The following is a 16,594-nucleotide window of genomic DNA, read 5'->3' as shown; positions in this document are numbered from 1 at the left end:
CTCTTAATAGAGACGAAAGGCATAGTTTCCGCGGTACCACTCTAGTTAATCACAAAATATCGTGATTCTCTTGCTGGAGTATAACGGCTCCATCCGTAGAGGTTGCTACCCCTCTAAGCTAAAAGATTGGTTCAGTTGCTTCCATCTAGAAATTTCTCATCAACATTTCCTCTCTGTAAGACTTTCACTACCTACTACTTCTTTATCATTGCAATCATATAAATTTTCTATAGATAATATAGCTTTATTCTATAGTCTGTGATTGTGTTATTTGTTTCACTTATACTCTCAATGATATATTATTTATTAAATTCTGTCAATAATAAACATATACTTTGTGCAGAAATTCCGTCTCCACTTCCAGTAAATCCTAGTTTTTCTTCTGTTGTAGCTTTTACATTTATGTTTTTTATGTCTGTGTGCATTATTCTAGCAAAGTTTTCTCTCATCTGTGGTATGTGTGGAGCCATCTTTGGAGCCTGTGCAATTATAGTACAGTCTATGTTTCCAATCGCATATCCTTCTTCTTTCATAATTTCATATACGTGTTCCATAAGTTTTAAGCTATCTGCACCTTTAAACTTTGGATCTGTGTCTGGGAAGTGTTTCCCAATATCTCCCATAGCCATAGCCCCAAGTATTGAGTCCATAACTGCATGTGTAAGTACATCTGCATCAGAATGTCCTAATAATCCTTTTTCATGAGGAATTTCCACTCCACCTATTATTAGTTTTCTATCTTCTACAAGTCTATGTACATCATATCCCATTCCAACTCTCATATTATCTCTCCTATCTGTTTATAAAATTCCATTCATTTCTGTTTATTAAAATTCTACAGTTCCTTCAAAACCTCTTTTACTCACTTTATCCAAGATTTCATCTGGTATTTCTTTTAATGCATTGTCTAATTTCTCAATCATAGTTTCTTTATCTTTGGATAAGTTTCCGTGTAGCCTTACAGCATTTGATGGATGTAATCCAAAGAATTCTATATCTCTTTCATCTAGTTTCTCGATGAACAATTTTTCTTCTTCTATGTTTTCTCTAAGAGTATTCTCATTGAATTTTCCTGTTGCCTTTAATTTTTCCAACTTACTTCCCTCATCAGCGTGAATACTCCCAACAAATACTATCTTTGGATTTAATTCGTTGACAAGTTTCGCTGTTTTTATCGCATTTTCTCTACTCTTATCACTTCCACCGCAGCCAATTATTATATTTATACTATAGTCCATTCCTGCATTTTCAAGTCTTTTAAACTCTCTTTTGGCAACTTCTACAGTATATCCCTTATTCATAAACTCGACCGCTTCTTCTAATCCAGACTCTATCCCTACATTCAAATTGTTTATTTTAAGTTTTTTAAGCTCTTTTAATTCATCATCCGTTTTATCAATGACATATGCTTTATTGTAGCAAACATAGAGATATTTTCCACTTCAGGAATAATCTCCTCTATCTTTTCAGCAATCTGTTTTAACTTATCTCCACTTAAAACAAAAGGATCTCCATTTTCTAAAAATACTTTCTTTATTCTTTTTCTTCTGCCCCTCGCCTCTCTTAAATCAGCTTCAATCTGTTCCATACTTTCAACTTCAAAAGGTATATTTCTGTACATAGTACAAAACGTACACTTATTGTGGCTACATCCTGTAGTTACCTGTAGCAAAAGAGAATTCGCCTCAAATGGAGGTCTATAAGTTGTTCCTGTGTATTTCATAGAATCACCTACTTTTAATATCTCAGTTTTTTATTTGTTGTTTTTGTATTATTTTACTATTTATGTAGCATTTTTAAGAATTTATTCCCCGGGAAATAACTTCTGATATAGGCAGATCCTCAGGACTAGTTATCTTAATATTGTCGTAACTTCCCTGAATCATATACACCTTATGACCTGCATGTTCTGCAATCATAGCATCATCAGTTCCATAGAATCCATCTCTATATGCAAGCTCATACGCGTCTTTTATCAAATTAAAATCAAAAGACTGTGGTGTCTGAGCAGCCCAAAGATTTGCCCTATTTGGAGTATCTACTATCTCATTTCCATCGACAACCTTTATCGTATCCTTGACCATAACACCGACAACAGTTGCCTTTAATCTCTTAGTTTCATTAACAGCATTTTCTATAATCTCATCTGTAACAAAAGGTCTAGCACCATCGTGAATAAGTAAAATATCACAATCAGGACTAACTTTCTCAAGCCCATTATTTATCGTATCCTGTCTTTCCTTACCACCATAAGATATAACTATATCCTTAAATCCATACTTCTCTATTATATTCTCCCTAACAAAATCCTCTTCCTCTTCCTTAATACAAAGAACAATCTCATCTATCAAAGGAGAATTGTAAAACCTCTCTATTGTATGTGCAACAATCTCTTTATCATTTATCTTTATAAACTGCTTATTCATCCCTGCATTCATTCTCTTGCCACTACCAGCAGCAACAATCATAACAGTATTCATATCATATATCCTTTCTAAAACATAATCATCTAACATTATTTTATCATTATTTACAAAATATAAAAAGGAACATCAAACGACGTTCCTTTAATTCTAAAAATCAGCTCTTTTGCACTTAATGTTATTTTTTCTCGCATATTCCATAGCAACAGAATTAGCTTCACAATATATTGTATATTTATCACTTGAATGGCTATAATAGAAAAGTAAATTATCTCCTATCTTAGTTACTGTTTTAGGAATATATATTGATTCTAAAAATGTATCATAAAAAGCCTTTCTTCCTAAAATTTTTGTTCCATCAGGAATCTTAACATTATGAAGACTATTGCATCTGTAAAAGGCCTTTTCTCCTATTTCTACTAAATTAGATGACCATATAATTTCTTCTAGTGCACCACAAAAGCTGAATGTACTTTCACGTATAACCTCAATTTTATTACTCATTTCAATTTTTCTCAAATTTCCACATCCAAGAAAAGTATACGCTCCCATATATTCTACATTAGGAGGAATTACTACCTCTCTCAAATTTGTATTCGAAAAAGCACCTTCTCCGTATTTTGCCAAATTACCACCAATTTGAACAAGGCTATTCGGCAATTTAACACTTTCTAATGATTTACAATCTTGAAATACTCCACTTCCAATTGCTTTTATTCCTTCACTTACATTAATTTTTTTAACCGTTAAACATCCTTTGTAAACACCCTTTGCTATTCCTACAATTTCACATCCATTTATCATATTTGGAATAGTCATTTCTTCCTCTTCAAAACCTTTAAATTTTGTAATATAATACCCTAATTCCGTTTCATAAATATCGTATTCATTAGGATTTCCTCTAACTATTTCCCTATATTCATTCTCATTTCCATTACTACTTTCCTCACTTATGCTCTTTAAAGCATATTTTAAATCCAGAACTATATCATATGAATACTGAATAGCAATTCCATATTCATCCTCTAGCTGTTCAACAAATTTCACTATATCGTCTATGTCATCATTATTTATACTTTCTTTTATACTTTCAATCATACCACACTCATACATAGCAACAAGAATATTAACCTTTCTCTTTTGAGATGGATAATATTCCATTAATGAACTTCTAAACTGTTTCACACTTTCTAAACAATTTGGATAATAATCAAAAAACTTCTTCAAATCTTCCATAACACATATCCTCCGATTTATAAACTATAATAAATTTCCTCTAAGCACTACAAAAGGTATTTTATAAATATCTAGTTCTTTTATATATTAGAATATGAAAATTTCATTTCTAATATATAATTCTTTAATTTTATTTTATCATTATTTATTAAGCATTGTATATATTTCTATAAATCCCCTACGGTTAATAAATTTACATACTAATAAGAAAAAGTAGAAAAATATTAATAGTGATTATCTACAGACATGTACAACCTCTAAAAAGCTTCGCTTTTGCACATGTCGAAGCCATGAACATTAATATTTTTCTACTTTTTCTTATTTCCAACCTGATTTTTTCACCATGTAAATAAGTTTAACTATGTGCGAAAAAAAATGGGAAACGAAATTAACAGCGACAATACAACTTGGTTGCCTGGAGCGTTAATTCGTTTCCCTTTATTTTTCGTCTATATTAAATTATTTACAAGCTTTAACTATGTCTGCTGCAGTTAGTCCGTAGTGTTCTAGTAATGCAGCTGGTGTTCCTGACTGTCCAAATACGTCTTTAACACCTATTCTAGTTACTTTAACTGGATATTCTTCTGCTAATAATTCACATACTGCAGAACCTAATCCACCTATTATACTGTGTTCTTCAGCTGTAACAACTTTTCCTGTTTTCTTAGCTGATGCTAAAACAAGTTCGTTGTCTAAAGGTTTTATTGTAGATATGTTTATTACTTCTGCATCTATTCCTTCTGCTTTTAATGTTTCAGCAGCTTCTAATGCTTTAGCAACCATTATACCTGTAGCTATTATAGATACATCTTTACCTTCTTTAACTACTTCACCTTTTCCTAATTCGAATTTGTAAGATTCGTCATGTATAACTGGAGTAGCAGCTCTACCAAATCTTAAGTACATTGGTCCAACGTATTCAGCTGCAGCTAATACCATCTGTCTAGCTTCAACAGCATCTGCTGGGTTTAATACTACCATGTTTGGTAAACTTCTCATTAGTGAAATATCTTCTATTGCCTGGTGACTTCCTCCGTCTTCCCCAACTGTAACACCTGCATGAGTAGCAGCTATTTTAACGTTTATATTTGGGTAGCATATAGAGTTTCTTATCTGTTCAAATCCTCTACCTGCTGCGAATATTGCGAAAGTACTTGCGAAAGGTATTTTTCCAGATACTGCAAGACCTGCTGCTGTACCCATCATATCACCTTCTGCTATACCCATATCGAAGAATCTTTCTGGGCATGCTTTTTTGAACATTGCAGTTTTTGTAGCTCCTGCTAAGTCTGCATCAAGAACTACGATATCTTTATTTTCAACTAATTCTACTAGTGTTTTTCCATAAGCCTCTCTAGTTGCTATACTTTCCATTATTTAAGTCCTCCTTCTAAGTCTTCTAATGCTTTAGCTGTTTCTTCAGCGTTTGGAGCTTTACCATGCCATCCAGCCTGGTCTTCCATGAATGAAACTCCTTTACCTTTTACTGTTTCACATATAACTATAGAAGGTCTTCCTTCTTCTTCTTTAGCCATTTCTATAGCTTTTTTTATCTGATCGAAATCATGTCCGTCTATAGATATTACATTCCATCCGAATGCATCGAATTTTTTAGCTATTTTTCCAAGGCTCATAACTTCATCATTAGAACCGTCTATCTGTAAACCATTGTGGTCTAAGAAAGCTATTATGTTATCTAATTTGTAATGAGCAGCACTCATTGCAGCTTCCCATATCATACCTTCCTGAACTTCTCCATCTCCAAGAAGAGCGTAAACGTTGTAGTCTTTACCATCTAATTTAGCTGCTAAAGCCATTCCGTTTGCTGCTGATAATCCCTGTCCTAAAGAACCTGTTGACATATCAACACCTGGAGTTTTTTTCATATCAGGATGTCCCTGAAGCATAGCACCAAATTTTCTAAGTTTTAGTAATTCTTCTTTAGGGAAGTATCCTCTTTCAGCTAATACTGCATATAAAGCTGGTGCACCATGACCTTTAGAAAGAACGAATCTATCTCTGTCTTCCCATTTTGGGTTAGAAGGGTCTATATTCATAGCATCAAAGTATAATACTGTTAGTATATCTGCTGCTGATAATGATCCTCCTGGATGACCTGATTTTGCTTCTGAAACTGACTTAATAATGTCAATTCTTACTTCTTTTGCAATAGCTTTTAATTCATTATTGTTCATTTCACTAATTCCTTTCTAATTTTTATTTTCTCTATTTTGAAAGTAGCCTAAGCAACTTTACACTATCATTTTTTATTTTACAATTAATTCTTAGGTTTTGCAAATATCATTCTACCTGCTGGTGTCTGAAGAACAGATGTTACTAGTACTTTTATAGTCTGACCCATGTATTTTTTACCACCGTCTACAACTATCATAGTACCGTCGTCTAAGTATGCGATACCCTGCTGAGCTTCTTTACCTTCTTTTACAACTTGAACGACCATGTCTTCACCAGGTATAGCAACTGGTTTAACAGCATTTGCAAGCTCGTTTATATTTAAAACCTCAACACCCTGGAACTGGGCAACTTTGTTTAAATTGAAGTCGTTTGTAACAACCTTCCCACCTAATACCTGAGCTAGTTTTAATAATTTACTATCTACTTCAGCTATTTCAGGGAAATCCTGTTCGCTTATTTCAACTTCTATATTTAATTCCTTCTGGATTATGTTTAATATATCTAGTCCTCTTCTACCTCTTACTCTTTTTAAGTCGTCAGCAGAGTCGGCTATGTGTCTAAGCTCCTCTAGTACGAATGCTGGTATTATTAACTTACCTTCTATAAAGCCTGTCTGACATATATCTGCTATTCTCCCGTCTATTATTACACTTGTGTCTAATACTTTTGGAGGAATTGCTGAGCCACAGTCTTTGACTTCTTCTTTTAATTTTTCACATTCTTTTTCTTGCTCTTTTTCTTTTGCAAGAGAAGCTGCTAATCTTTTGTTTAATTTACCAAAATTGGCAAGGTCATTTTTACTCTTAAGAGCTATTCTAACTCCTAAGTATCCCAGTACTAAGTATACAAGTACTGATATTGCTTTACCTACTATAGGTATAGAGTTTATAAGTCCACTTACAAGATAGGCTATTACAAAACCAACTATAAGACCTACAGATCCAAGTAGTATATCAACCTGAGGGTATTTTGATATTTCTTTTTCTGCGGCCCTAGCTATTTTTCTAATTTTGTTCATAACCCAAGGCTCTATTAAATAAAATATGATTCCTAATACTAAACCTGCTACTACAGCTGCTACTGCTTCGTATGTTTTATTGTTATATGTTAATACTTTAAAATTCTGTGTTACTGATACGTAAGTAGAAGAACCTACGATTAAACCTAATCCACCAATTAAAAATCTTACAATCTTCTTAATCAATGTATCACCTCCCCTATTATATTTTATTATTATAGACTAAATTTTAACTTATGTACAACAAAATTAGCAAACTTCACCAAAATTTCACCAATTTTGCCACATTTTTCCCCAACTTAGTCTATTATATCATTTTTTAATATAAATTGTATAATTGCATTTCTATTCCTCAGGTTTTAAATATGTCTATCTAATAATGCTAGCTGCTTCATTTTTACAAGCCCATTTCTTATGTAAGTAGCTCTTATTTCTCCAATTCCTTCAACTTCATCTAGTTCTTCTATTGAAGCTGTAAGTATGTCTTGGAAATTATCAAAATAATTGACTAAGTTTTCTATTATTGTTCTAGGTAATCTGTGAATCTTATTGAGTACTCTATAACCTTTTGTTTTTATAGGCATATCCATATTTTCTGATACACCTGTGTATCCAAGGATTCTAGCTATGTTTGTAAGGTCTAGTAATTCATCTTCTGTAAGGTTTGCTAATTTTTCCTTAAATTCACTAGAAGCTACCTGTGTTCCATAGTCTTTTAATACTAGTTCCCGGTCTTCTCTTGTACTACCCATAAGTTCTTCAAGCTGCATTTTTATAAGTGCACCTTCAACTCCTAATTCTAGTAAATAACTTTCTATTATGTCAGTAACCCTCATTACCATTTCAATTTTTTGTAATACCAATGCTACGTCGTATATAGTTACAAAACCATTGAATTCTAATGTATTTAAGCTCGCAACTGCTTGGTCTAATACAGATTTATATTTTTCAAGAGTTTGAAGTGCCTGATTTGCCTTAGTAAATATTTTTGATATGTCTTCAACTACATACTTCTGATCCCCTTTATAGACAGATATTACATTTCTTCTCTGTGATATTGCAATTACAATAGCTTTAGTCTGTTTTGCAACCCTCTCAGCTGTTCTATGTCTAGTACCTGTTTCTGATGTTTTTATAGAATAATCTGGAATTAGCTGCGTATTTGCGTATAATATCTCATCTACATCTGAGTTTAGCACTATTGCACCGTCCATCTTTGCAAGTTCATAAAGATATGACGGAGTATATTCAACGTGTATAGCAAATCCACCGTCTACTAAGTCCATAACACTTTCATCATTTGCTATTACTATAAGTCCTCCTGTTTTAGCCTTTAGGACATTGTCTAGTCCCTGTCTAAGAGGAGTACCCGGAGATATCATTTTAAGGACTTCTTTTCTCATCGTTTTATCTGTTACATATACATCCATGTACTAACTACTCTCCTCTCAATACCATATTTATAGCCTGTCTTACATTTTCAACTGGCCATATTTCTATACCTTTTACATCTTTTACAGCTTCATAATTAGACTTTGGAATTATTATTTTTTTGAAGCCTAATTTTCTGCATTCAGATATTCTTTTTTCAATGTAGCTTACACCCCTTATTTCTCCAGTAAGTCCAACTTCTCCAGTAACAGCAACTTCTCCGCTTATAGGTATGTTTCTAAAGCCAGATGCAACTGCTAGTATAACACCTAAATCCATAGACGGCTCATTTATCTTTATTCCACCTACTATGTTTAGATATACGTCTTGATTTTGTATCTGCATTCCAGCTCTTTTTTCAAGCACCGCAAGTAGTAGATTTACCCTGTTAAAGTCTATTCCTGTAGCTGTTCTTCTAGGTATACCAAAGCTAGTCGGCGATACAAGTGCTTGAAGCTCTAATAACATCGGTCTTGTTCCCTCTACAGTCGATACTATTACAGAACCAGATGCGTTTTCTGGTTTTTCTGATATAAGTGCTTTTGATGGGTTTTCAAGCTCTTGTAGTCCTTTTTCACTCATTTCAAATACACCTAGTTCATTTGTAGAACCAAATCTATTTTTTACAGCTCTTATAAGTCTGTAAGTGTTATATCTCTCACCTTCAAAGTAAAGTACTGTATCGACCATGTGCTCCATTATCTTTGGACCTGCTAAAGCTCCTTCTTTTGTAACGTGTCCAACAACAAATGTAGATATTCCCATTTTTTTAGAAATTCTCATAAATCTAGAGGTACCCTCTTTTATCTGGCTAACTGTTCCCGGCGCCGAAGCTATATCCGGTGTAAATACAGTCTGAATTGAATCCAGTATTATAAGGTCAGGGTCAAATCCTTCTAAGTTATGTTCTATTATGTTTAAGTTGTTTTCTGCCATTATATACAGATTTTCTGATTTTGCATTTAATCTTTCGGCTCTCATTTTTATCTGAGATTCTGATTCTTCTCCAGATATGTACAGAACTTTTTTGCCTGACTGTGCAACACTTTCAGATACCTGTAGAAGTAGTGTAGATTTACCAATTCCAGGGTCTCCACCTACAAGTACAAGTGATCCTCTAACTATTCCACCACCTAATACTCTGTTTAACTCATTTATTCCACTAGAGAATCTTTCTTCGTGTTTTATTGTTATTGAGTTTATGTTTACAGGTTTCTGTGATGATTTATCTATTACAAATGTTTCTCTGTGATTACTTTTTGAACTTTTATCTTCTATTTCCTCCACAAATGTATTCCATTTCATACATTCAGGACATTTTCCTAGCCATTTTGGATTTTCATATCCACATGACTGACATACGTATTTTGTTTTTATTTTTGCCATAATCTATTCCTTTTTCTATATTTCCCCAAAAAAATATTGTCCTATATAATTTTATCATATATATAGGACAATATCTTAAAATATTATGTTAAACTCTAAGTTTTTTGTTCAATTAGTTTTATTTTTTAGCTGCTGCTATTATTTTTTCAGCTATCTGGTTAGGAACTTCTGCATATCTAGCAAATTCCATTTCAAAGTATCCTCTACCCTGAGTCATAGCTCTTAAGTCTATTGCATATTTGAATGTTTCTGCCTGAGGAGCTTCAGCTATTAATAACTGTTTTCCGTTGTCAGTAGGTTCCATACCTAGTATTTTACCTCTTCTCTTGTTTATATCTCCCATAACATCTCCCATGTATTCATCTGGTATTGTTATAGAAAGTTTCATGATTGGTTCAAGAAGTACTGGCTGTGCTTCTTCCATACCTTTTTTGAATGCTATAGAAGCTGCCATTTTGAATGCCATTTCAGAAGAGTCAACATCGTGATAAGAACCATCATAAAGAGTAGCTTTTATGTTACTTACTGGGTATCCAGCTAGTATACCTTTTGCCATACTTTCTTTTAATCCTTTTTCAACTGCTGGTATGTACTGTTTTGGAACTGAACCACCGAATATTTCTTCATCAAATTCGAATTCATTTTCACATCTTTCAAATCTGATTTTTACATCTCCGTACTGTCCATGTCCACCAGACTGTTTTTTATGTTTTCCTTGAACATCTGATTTACCTTTTATTGTTTCTCTATATGCAACTTTAAGGTCGCTAAGTTCTACTTCTGTACCGAATTTGTCTTTCATTTTGTTTATTATTGTTTTTAGATGAAGTTCACCCTGTCCACCTAGAAGAGCCTGTTTTGTTTCAGCATTTCTGTAGAAATCAAGAGTTGGATCTTCTTCTGTTAGTTTTGATAATATTGTTCCAACTTTTTCATCGTCGTTTTTGTTTTTAGGGCTAACAGCATAGTATATCTGTGGTTTAGGGAAGTTTATTTCATCTTCTGGTATTTCATCTTTGCAAGTAGATATAGTATCTCCTGTTTTTAGTGTTGGAGATTTAGCAACTATTATTATATCTCCTGCTTTTGCTGATTCAAGTTCTATAAGTTCGCTTCCGTTTATAGAGTATATATTTGCTAATTTATCTTTTACTTCTCTGTTTAGGTTATATACTTCTGTTTCTTTTTTAACTGTACCCTGAACTATTTTTATGTAAGACATTTTTCCTACGAATGGGTCTACTACAGTTTTGAATACCTGTCCTTTGAATGGACTTTCATTGTCAAGATATGTAGGTTCTATATAACTTGATATAGTGTCTATTATTTCTTTTGTTCCTACGTTATTTATAGTTGATCCAGATATAACTGGTATTATGTCACCTTTATGAACTCCTATGATTATACCTTTCTGTATTTCTTCTTTAGTTAATTCTTCTCCGCTGAAGTATTTTTCTAAAGTTTCGTCGTCAGTTTCAGCTATTAATTCCATAAGAGCTTCTTTCATGCTTATTGCCTGTTCTTTGAATTCGCCTTCTAAGTCGTCTACATTTTCAAAAACATTGTGTAGTCCGCAGAATTTTTTGTCTTTGTATATTGGGCTTATCATAGCTATTATTTTATGAGCGAATTTTCCGTTTAGCATTTCTATAACGTCTTTATATCTAGCTTTTTCATTATCTATTTTATTTATAAACATTAATTTTGGTATTCCTTCAGTAAGCTCTATTGCTTTTTCAGTTCCTACCTGTAATGGATCTGTTGCATCTATTACTATAACTGCTAAATCACATACTTTTAGAGCTGATATAACATCACCGCTGAAATCAGAATAACCTGGAGTGTCCAGTAAATTGAATTTATAGTCGTCGTATTCTATTGGAATAAGACCCATACTATAAGTCATATTTGCTTTTGCAGTAAGTTTAGGTATTTTTTTTGCATTTGCTACGTGAGATATTGTTTCTATAAGATTTGTTTTCCCACATCCACTGTGACCTAATATTGCTACATTTCTTATCATTTTGCTATCATATACTTTCATATGAACACCCACCTTTGAGAATAGTAATTTTTTATTAATAAAATAATTTGCAATTTGAGTAGAGTTGAAAATCAACTTTACACTATATTAAATTCTATATATAAATACGTTTTCCTCTTTTATTTTGAAAATTTTTTAACTTTTTTGAAAAATATTTTTATCAACTAATTTTTTGTCTTTTTATGATAATTTTCTTATTTCCCAACTACTTCTTTTACTTTATTTTTAAGTCTAGTTAAATCGTCTTCATTAGGGTGATTTAAAGCTTCTTCAAAATTTTTAATTAAACTTAGTATTTGTTCGTCACCTGGTTTTTCAGCTAACATTTTTTCATATCTAGCTTTAACACCTTGCTGCATTTTACCCTGGCACATAAATTCACCGATTACATCACAGCTTTTATTTATTTCTTTTTTTACATTGTTTATTACCATGTTTAGATAGTCTTCATCTCCAGCTCCAGCTGAGCCAAATAAGAATACTTTTTTATCTTTTAATTCTGATATAAAGTCTTTTATTTCTTCGTTACAAGTTCCCTTATCTGTCCAAAATCCTATAAATATTACATCTGATTTTTTGGCTTTTTCATCTGGCTGTCCAAAATAAACACATTCTGAACCCAGTACTTCTGCCACATTATCTGCTAATAATTTTGTATTTCCTGTAGATGTTGCATAAACAACTGAATAATTCATATCTATTTCCTCTTTTCTATAAATAATTTTATCAACTAAATTATATCACTTTTTAATAATTATGTTTTAAAATCTTTTTATCTAAATTTTTCCTATGATAATGTTATATATATTATATTCTAAAAAAATAAAAATAGGGAATAAGTTTAATAACTTATCCCCTAGATTATTATTTTTATTAAATTATTCTGCTTCTTTCATTATCATAAGTAACTGTTTGTCTACTACCATGTCACCGTCTGCAACTTTGATAGATTTTATTACACCGTCAGTCTTAGCAACTATGTTAGTTTCCATCTTCATAGCTTCTATTACTATTAATGGTTGGTTCTTAGTTACTGCATCTCCTTCTTTTACAAGAAGTTTAACCACTTTACCTGGTATACTTGCACCTATCTGAAGTGGGTCTCCCATGTCAGCTTTTTCAACGTGGTTTATAGCTCCAGAGAAGTTGTTATCTTTGATTTCAACAGATCTCATCATTCCATTTAATTCGAAATCAACAGTTCTGAATCCGTCATCTTTAACATCTCCTATGTCAGTAAGTCTTATAGTTAAGTTTTTACCTTCTTCTATTTCAACTTCACATTCTTCATTTTTGTTTAATCCGTAGAAGAATACGTCACTTTCTAGTTTAGATATTTCATTGTATTCATTGATATGTTCTAAGTATTCTTCGTATACTTTTGGATATAATGCATAACTTATCGCCTGAAGGTCTGTTACTTCTTTTAGCTCAAATTTTTCTTTTAAGTGCTGTTTTATAGCATCGAAATCTTCTGCTGGTAGAAGTGAACCTGGTCTTACAGTTATAGCTTCTTCACCTTTTAGTACTACCTCTGATAATTCTTTTGGTACTCCACCTTCTGGCTGTCCTATCATACCTTTGCAGTAGTCAACTACTGAGTCTGGGAATGCAAGGTGTTTTCCTTCTTCGTATATGTTTTCTTTTGTTAAGTTGTTTTTAGACATGAATATTGCTAAGTCCCCAACTACTTTTGATGATGGAGTAACTTTTATTATGTCACCAACTATTTCATTTGCAACTTTGTAGTTTTCTTTTACTTCATCAAATCTGCCTACTAGTCCTAAGCTGTCTGCCTGAGGTTTTAAGTTAGTGTACTGTCCACCTGGTATTTCGAAGTTGTATATTTCTGCACAAGAGTTTGTAAGGTCTGATTCAAATCTTTTGTATACTTTTCTTAAATCTTTGTAGTATCTTCCAAGCTGATCATATCCGTATAAGTCTATTCCTGTGTCTCTTTCTGTGTGTTTTAATGCTTCAACTATAGCATTTAGTGAAGGCTGACTTGTTAATCCTGCCATTGATTCTAGTGCACAGTCTATTATGTCTACTCCTGCTTCTGCTGCCATTAAGCATAGTGCAACACCATTTCCACTTGTGTCGTGAGTATGTAGGTGTATAGGAGCTTTTATTTCTTTTTTAAGTTCTTTTACAAGAGTATATGCAGCATAAGGTTTTAATAGACCTGACATGTCTTTTATTGCTATTATGTCAGAACCTAATGCTTCTAATTCTTTAGCCATTTTTATGTAGTATTCTAGGTTGTATTTAGATTTGCTCTTATCTAATATGTCTCCTGTGTAACACATTGTACCTTCTACTATTTTTCCAGTTTCTAGAGCTGTAGTTATAGATGGTTTCATGTTTTCTACCCAGTTTAGTGAGTCGAATATTCTAAATACGTCTATTCCTTCTCTTGCAGATGCTTTTATGAATTCTTCTATTACGTTGTCTGGATAGTTTTTATATCCAACTGCGTTAGAAGCTCTTAGTAACATCTGGAAGTTTATGTCTGGTATAGCTTCTCTTAATTTCTGAAGTCTTTTCCATGGAGATTCTTTTAGGAATCTGTATGCAACGTCGTATGTAGCTCCACCCCACATTTCAAGTGAGAATAAGTCTTTCTGATATTTATCAGTTGCTTCTGCTACGTTTAGGAAGTCATTAGTTCTAAATCTAGTAGCTAATAATGACTGATGGGCATCACGCATAGTTGTATCAGTTAGTAATACTTTTTTATCGTTTGCTATTCCTTCTATGTATGCTTTTTTACCAAGTCTTTCAAATTTAGCTTTACTTCCTTCTATTATAGGTACTTCTCTTGATAAGTCTGGTTCGTGTAATGCATCAAATCTTGGTTTTTCTGCACATTTATTTTCGTTTACTATTACGTTTCCTATGTACTGTAATAGTTTAGTTCCTCTGTCTTTACTTTCCTGTATGTCAAATAGTTCTGGGTTTTCATCTATAAATTTAGTTGAACATAGACCTTTTTCAAACTGAGGGTTGTTAAGTACGTTTACAAGGAATCCTACATTTGTTTTAACCCCTCTAACTCTCATTTCTTTTATAGATCTTAGAGTTTTGTTTATAGCTCCTTTGAATGTTCTATCGTAAGAAATTGTTTTAACAAGTAAGCTATCGTAGTATGGGCTTATGTTTGCACCTGTAAATCCATTTCCACCGTCAAGTCTTATACCAAATCCTGAACCAGTTCTGTATACCTGTATTTTTCCTGTGTCAGGCATGAAGTTGTTTTTAGGATCTTCAGTAGTAACACGGCACTGTATAGAGTATCCTCTAAGCTGTACGTCATCCTGAGATTTTATGTCTATTTCAGGGCTATCTAAAGAGTATCCTTCTGCAACTAGTATCTGGCTCTGAACTATGTCTATTCCTGTTACCATTTCAGATACAGTATGTTCAACCTGTATTCTTGTGTTCATTTCTATGAAGTAGTGGTTTCCGTGTTTATCAACAAGGAATTCTAATGTACCAGCACTTGAGTATCCAACATGTTTAGCAAGTTTTACAGCATCAGCACATATTTCCTGTCTAGTTTTTTCACTTAAAGAGAATGCTGGTGCGTATTCTATTATTTTCTGATGTCTTCTCTGTACAGAGCAGTCTCTTTCATAAAGATGTACTAAGTTTCCATACTGGTCACCTAATATCTGTACTTCTATATGTTTTGGATCTTCTATATATTTTTCTATGAATATTATGTCTTCTCCAAATGCTTTTCTTGATTCACTACAAGCTGTTTCATATTCTAATTCTAAGTCTTCTTCATGGTGAACTATTCTCATACCTCTTCCTCCACCACCGTTAGAAGCTTTTATCATTACTGGATAACCTATCTGAGCTGCAACTTCTTTAGCTTCAGCTGTAGATTTTATAGCTTTTTCTACACCAGGTATAGTCTGTACATTTACCTCATGAGCTATTTTTTTAGAGTTTATTTTATCTCCCATAAGATCCATTACTTCTGAAGATGGACCTATGAATGTTATTCCATTTTCTTCACATTTTCTAGCAAATTCTGCATTTTCAGCTAAGAATCCGTATCCAGGATGTATAGCGTCTACTTTTTTTCTTTTAGCAAGAGCTATTATTCCATCCATATCAAGATATGCATCTATAGGACCTTTTCCTTCTCCTATTAAGTAAGATTCGTCAGCTTTAGTTCTGAATAATCCATATTTATCTTCTTTACTATATATACCTACACTTTTTATTCCAAGTTCTGAACATGCTCTAAATATTCTTATAGCTATTTCGCCTCTGTTAGCTACAAGTATTTTATTAAACTTTTTAGTCATCAGATTATTCCTCCTTATTTATTCTTATATTGATAATATCACTTTTAACCTTATCTAAAAATATTAGACTCCACTATATAAATCTAAGGTAAATATCTTCTTTTATAAAGAATTATTTTCCCACTTTCCTATAATAATATCATTTTTATTTTCAAAAATAAAGTAAATAGTATTTTTTTTAGTGTCTTGTTTATTATAACACTAATTAAACGGCTTTTTACTTTTATTTTTAAATTTATTAATAAATAAGTGATTTTTTTGAAATTTTCAAAAAAAAATAACTCTCCTTAATTGGAGAGTTATGATTATTAATCATTTTAATATATAAGCTTTTTATCGTTTTAATATTATATTTTTACATAGTATCAATAAACATATAATATTTTATTAACAATCTTATAAAAATACTATTTTTTATTTTCTACAAATAAAAAAAGATTACGTGGCTACGTCCTACTCTCCCAGGGGCCTTCGCCCCAAGTACCATCAGCGATAGAGAGCTTAACTTCTGTGTTCGGAATGGGAACAGGTGTATCCT

General features: G+C 32.4%; 13 protein-coding genes, 1 rRNA gene and 1 other annotated feature. All 14 genes read right to left on the bottom strand.

Annotated elements, in window-relative coordinates:
• Positions 1 to 5: 5 nt before the first annotated feature.
• Positions 6 to 218: a binding site (T-box leader), on the bottom strand.
• 81 nt (positions 219 to 299) lie between these two features.
• Positions 300 to 782, bottom strand: coding sequence for a 2-C-methyl-D-erythritol 2,4-cyclodiphosphate synthase (ispF, locus tag ACK2WN_RS08585; RefSeq protein ID WP_300531641.1), 483 nt, complete (start codon positions 780 to 782; stop codon positions 300 to 302).
• Between the two features lie 45 nt (positions 783 to 827).
• Positions 828 to 1,346 carry a hypothetical protein gene (locus tag ACK2WN_RS08580; protein ID WP_331496049.1) on the bottom strand — a complete coding sequence of 173 codons (519 nt, stop codon included), beginning with the start codon at positions 1,344 to 1,346 and terminating at the stop codon, positions 828 to 830.
• 29 nt (positions 1,347 to 1,375) lie between these two features.
• On the bottom strand, positions 1,376 to 1,723 hold the full coding sequence (locus tag ACK2WN_RS08575; protein ID WP_416155340.1) for a radical SAM protein: 348 nt from the start codon (positions 1,721 to 1,723) through the stop codon (positions 1,376 to 1,378).
• 73 nt (positions 1,724 to 1,796) lie between these two features.
• The gene (gene ispD / locus ACK2WN_RS08570; protein ID WP_416155339.1) at positions 1,797 to 2,480 is read right to left on the bottom strand and encodes a 2-C-methyl-D-erythritol 4-phosphate cytidylyltransferase; all 684 of its coding nucleotides are present in this window, start codon (positions 2,478 to 2,480) and stop codon (positions 1,797 to 1,799) included.
• A 93-nt stretch (positions 2,481 to 2,573) separates the two neighbouring features.
• Complete coding sequence (locus tag ACK2WN_RS08565; protein WP_416155338.1) at positions 2,574 to 3,659, bottom strand: leucine-rich repeat domain-containing protein; 1,086 nt, start codon at positions 3,657 to 3,659, stop codon at positions 2,574 to 2,576.
• Between the two features lie 459 nt (positions 3,660 to 4,118).
• Positions 4,119 to 5,033, bottom strand: a complete 915-nt coding sequence (locus ACK2WN_RS08560; protein ID WP_300530440.1) for a transketolase family protein — start codon at positions 5,031 to 5,033, stop codon at positions 4,119 to 4,121.
• Complete coding sequence (locus ACK2WN_RS08555) at positions 5,033 to 5,854, bottom strand: transketolase (protein ID WP_006440463.1); 822 nt, start codon at positions 5,852 to 5,854, stop codon at positions 5,033 to 5,035. The genes ACK2WN_RS08560 and ACK2WN_RS08555 overlap by 1 nt, the downstream gene beginning before the upstream one ends.
• Before the next feature lie 83 nt (positions 5,855 to 5,937).
• Positions 5,938 to 7,059 carry a PIN/TRAM domain-containing protein gene (locus ACK2WN_RS08550; protein ID WP_300530437.1) on the bottom strand — a complete coding sequence of 374 codons (1,122 nt, stop codon included), beginning with the start codon at positions 7,057 to 7,059 and terminating at the stop codon, positions 5,938 to 5,940.
• Positions 7,060 to 7,232: 173 nt separating this feature from the next.
• The gene (gene disA / locus ACK2WN_RS08545; protein ID WP_300530434.1) at positions 7,233 to 8,303 is read right to left on the bottom strand and encodes a DNA integrity scanning diadenylate cyclase DisA; all 1,071 of its coding nucleotides are present in this window, start codon (positions 8,301 to 8,303) and stop codon (positions 7,233 to 7,235) included.
• Between the two features lie 7 nt (positions 8,304 to 8,310).
• Positions 8,311 to 9,690, bottom strand: coding sequence for a DNA repair protein RadA (radA, locus tag ACK2WN_RS08540; protein WP_300530431.1), 1,380 nt, complete (start codon positions 9,688 to 9,690; stop codon positions 8,311 to 8,313).
• A 118-nt stretch (positions 9,691 to 9,808) separates the two neighbouring features.
• A complete protein-coding gene (locus tag ACK2WN_RS08535) occupies positions 9,809 to 11,734 on the bottom strand; it encodes an elongation factor G (protein WP_416155337.1) in 1,926 nt (641 codons plus the stop codon).
• Positions 11,735 to 11,928: 194 nt separating this feature from the next.
• On the bottom strand, positions 11,929 to 12,429 hold the full coding sequence (gene bilS / locus ACK2WN_RS08530) for a flavodoxin family protein BilS (RefSeq protein WP_416155336.1): 501 nt from the start codon (positions 12,427 to 12,429) through the stop codon (positions 11,929 to 11,931).
• 183 nt (positions 12,430 to 12,612) lie between these two features.
• Entirely contained in the window at positions 12,613 to 16,056 is a 3,444-nt protein-coding gene (locus tag ACK2WN_RS08525) for a pyruvate carboxylase (RefSeq protein WP_416155335.1), read from the bottom strand.
• Between the two features lie 440 nt (positions 16,057 to 16,496).
• Positions 16,497 to 16,594: ribosomal RNA gene (gene rrf / locus ACK2WN_RS08520) — 5S ribosomal RNA — on the bottom strand; the annotation flags it as partial.

The organism is Peptacetobacter sp. AB800, assembly GCF_047807365.1.
Classification (GTDB): domain Bacteria; phylum Bacillota; class Clostridia; order Peptostreptococcales; family Peptostreptococcaceae; genus Peptacetobacter.
The sequence above is the reverse complement of the archived record's forward strand: the minus strand, read 5'-3'. Positions and strand labels throughout refer to the sequence as shown.

What these genes read in the sequence shown, in the direction of transcription:
- ispF (WP_300531641.1), bottom strand. Translation starts at nt 782, where the DNA reads ATGAGAGTTGGAATGGGATATGATGTACATAGACTTGTAGAAGATAGA.
- ACK2WN_RS08575 (WP_416155340.1), bottom strand. Translation starts at nt 1,723, where the DNA reads ATGAAATACACAGGAACAACTTATAGACCTCCATTTGAGGCGAATTCT.
- ispD (WP_416155339.1), bottom strand. Translation starts at nt 2,480, where the DNA reads ATGAATACTGTTATGATTGTTGCTGCTGGTAGTGGCAAGAGAATGAAT.
- ACK2WN_RS08565 (WP_416155338.1), bottom strand. Translation starts at nt 3,659, where the DNA reads ATGGAAGATTTGAAGAAGTTTTTTGATTATTATCCAAATTGTTTAGAA.
- ACK2WN_RS08560 (WP_300530440.1), bottom strand. Translation starts at nt 5,033, where the DNA reads ATGGAAAGTATAGCAACTAGAGAGGCTTATGGAAAAACACTAGTAGAA.
- ACK2WN_RS08555 (WP_006440463.1), bottom strand. Translation starts at nt 5,854, where the DNA reads ATGAACAATAATGAATTAAAAGCTATTGCAAAAGAAGTAAGAATTGAC.
- disA (WP_300530434.1), bottom strand. Translation starts at nt 8,303, where the DNA reads ATGGATGTATATGTAACAGATAAAACGATGAGAAAAGAAGTCCTTAAA.
- radA (WP_300530431.1), bottom strand. Translation starts at nt 9,690, where the DNA reads ATGGCAAAAATAAAAACAAAATACGTATGTCAGTCATGTGGATATGAA.
- ACK2WN_RS08535 (WP_416155337.1), bottom strand. Translation starts at nt 11,734, where the DNA reads ATGAAAGTATATGATAGCAAAATGATAAGAAATGTAGCAATATTAGGT.
- bilS (WP_416155336.1), bottom strand. Translation starts at nt 12,429, where the DNA reads ATGAATTATTCAGTTGTTTATGCAACATCTACAGGAAATACAAAATTA.
- ACK2WN_RS08525 (WP_416155335.1), bottom strand. Translation starts at nt 16,056, where the DNA reads ATGACTAAAAAGTTTAATAAAATACTTGTAGCTAACAGAGGCGAAATA.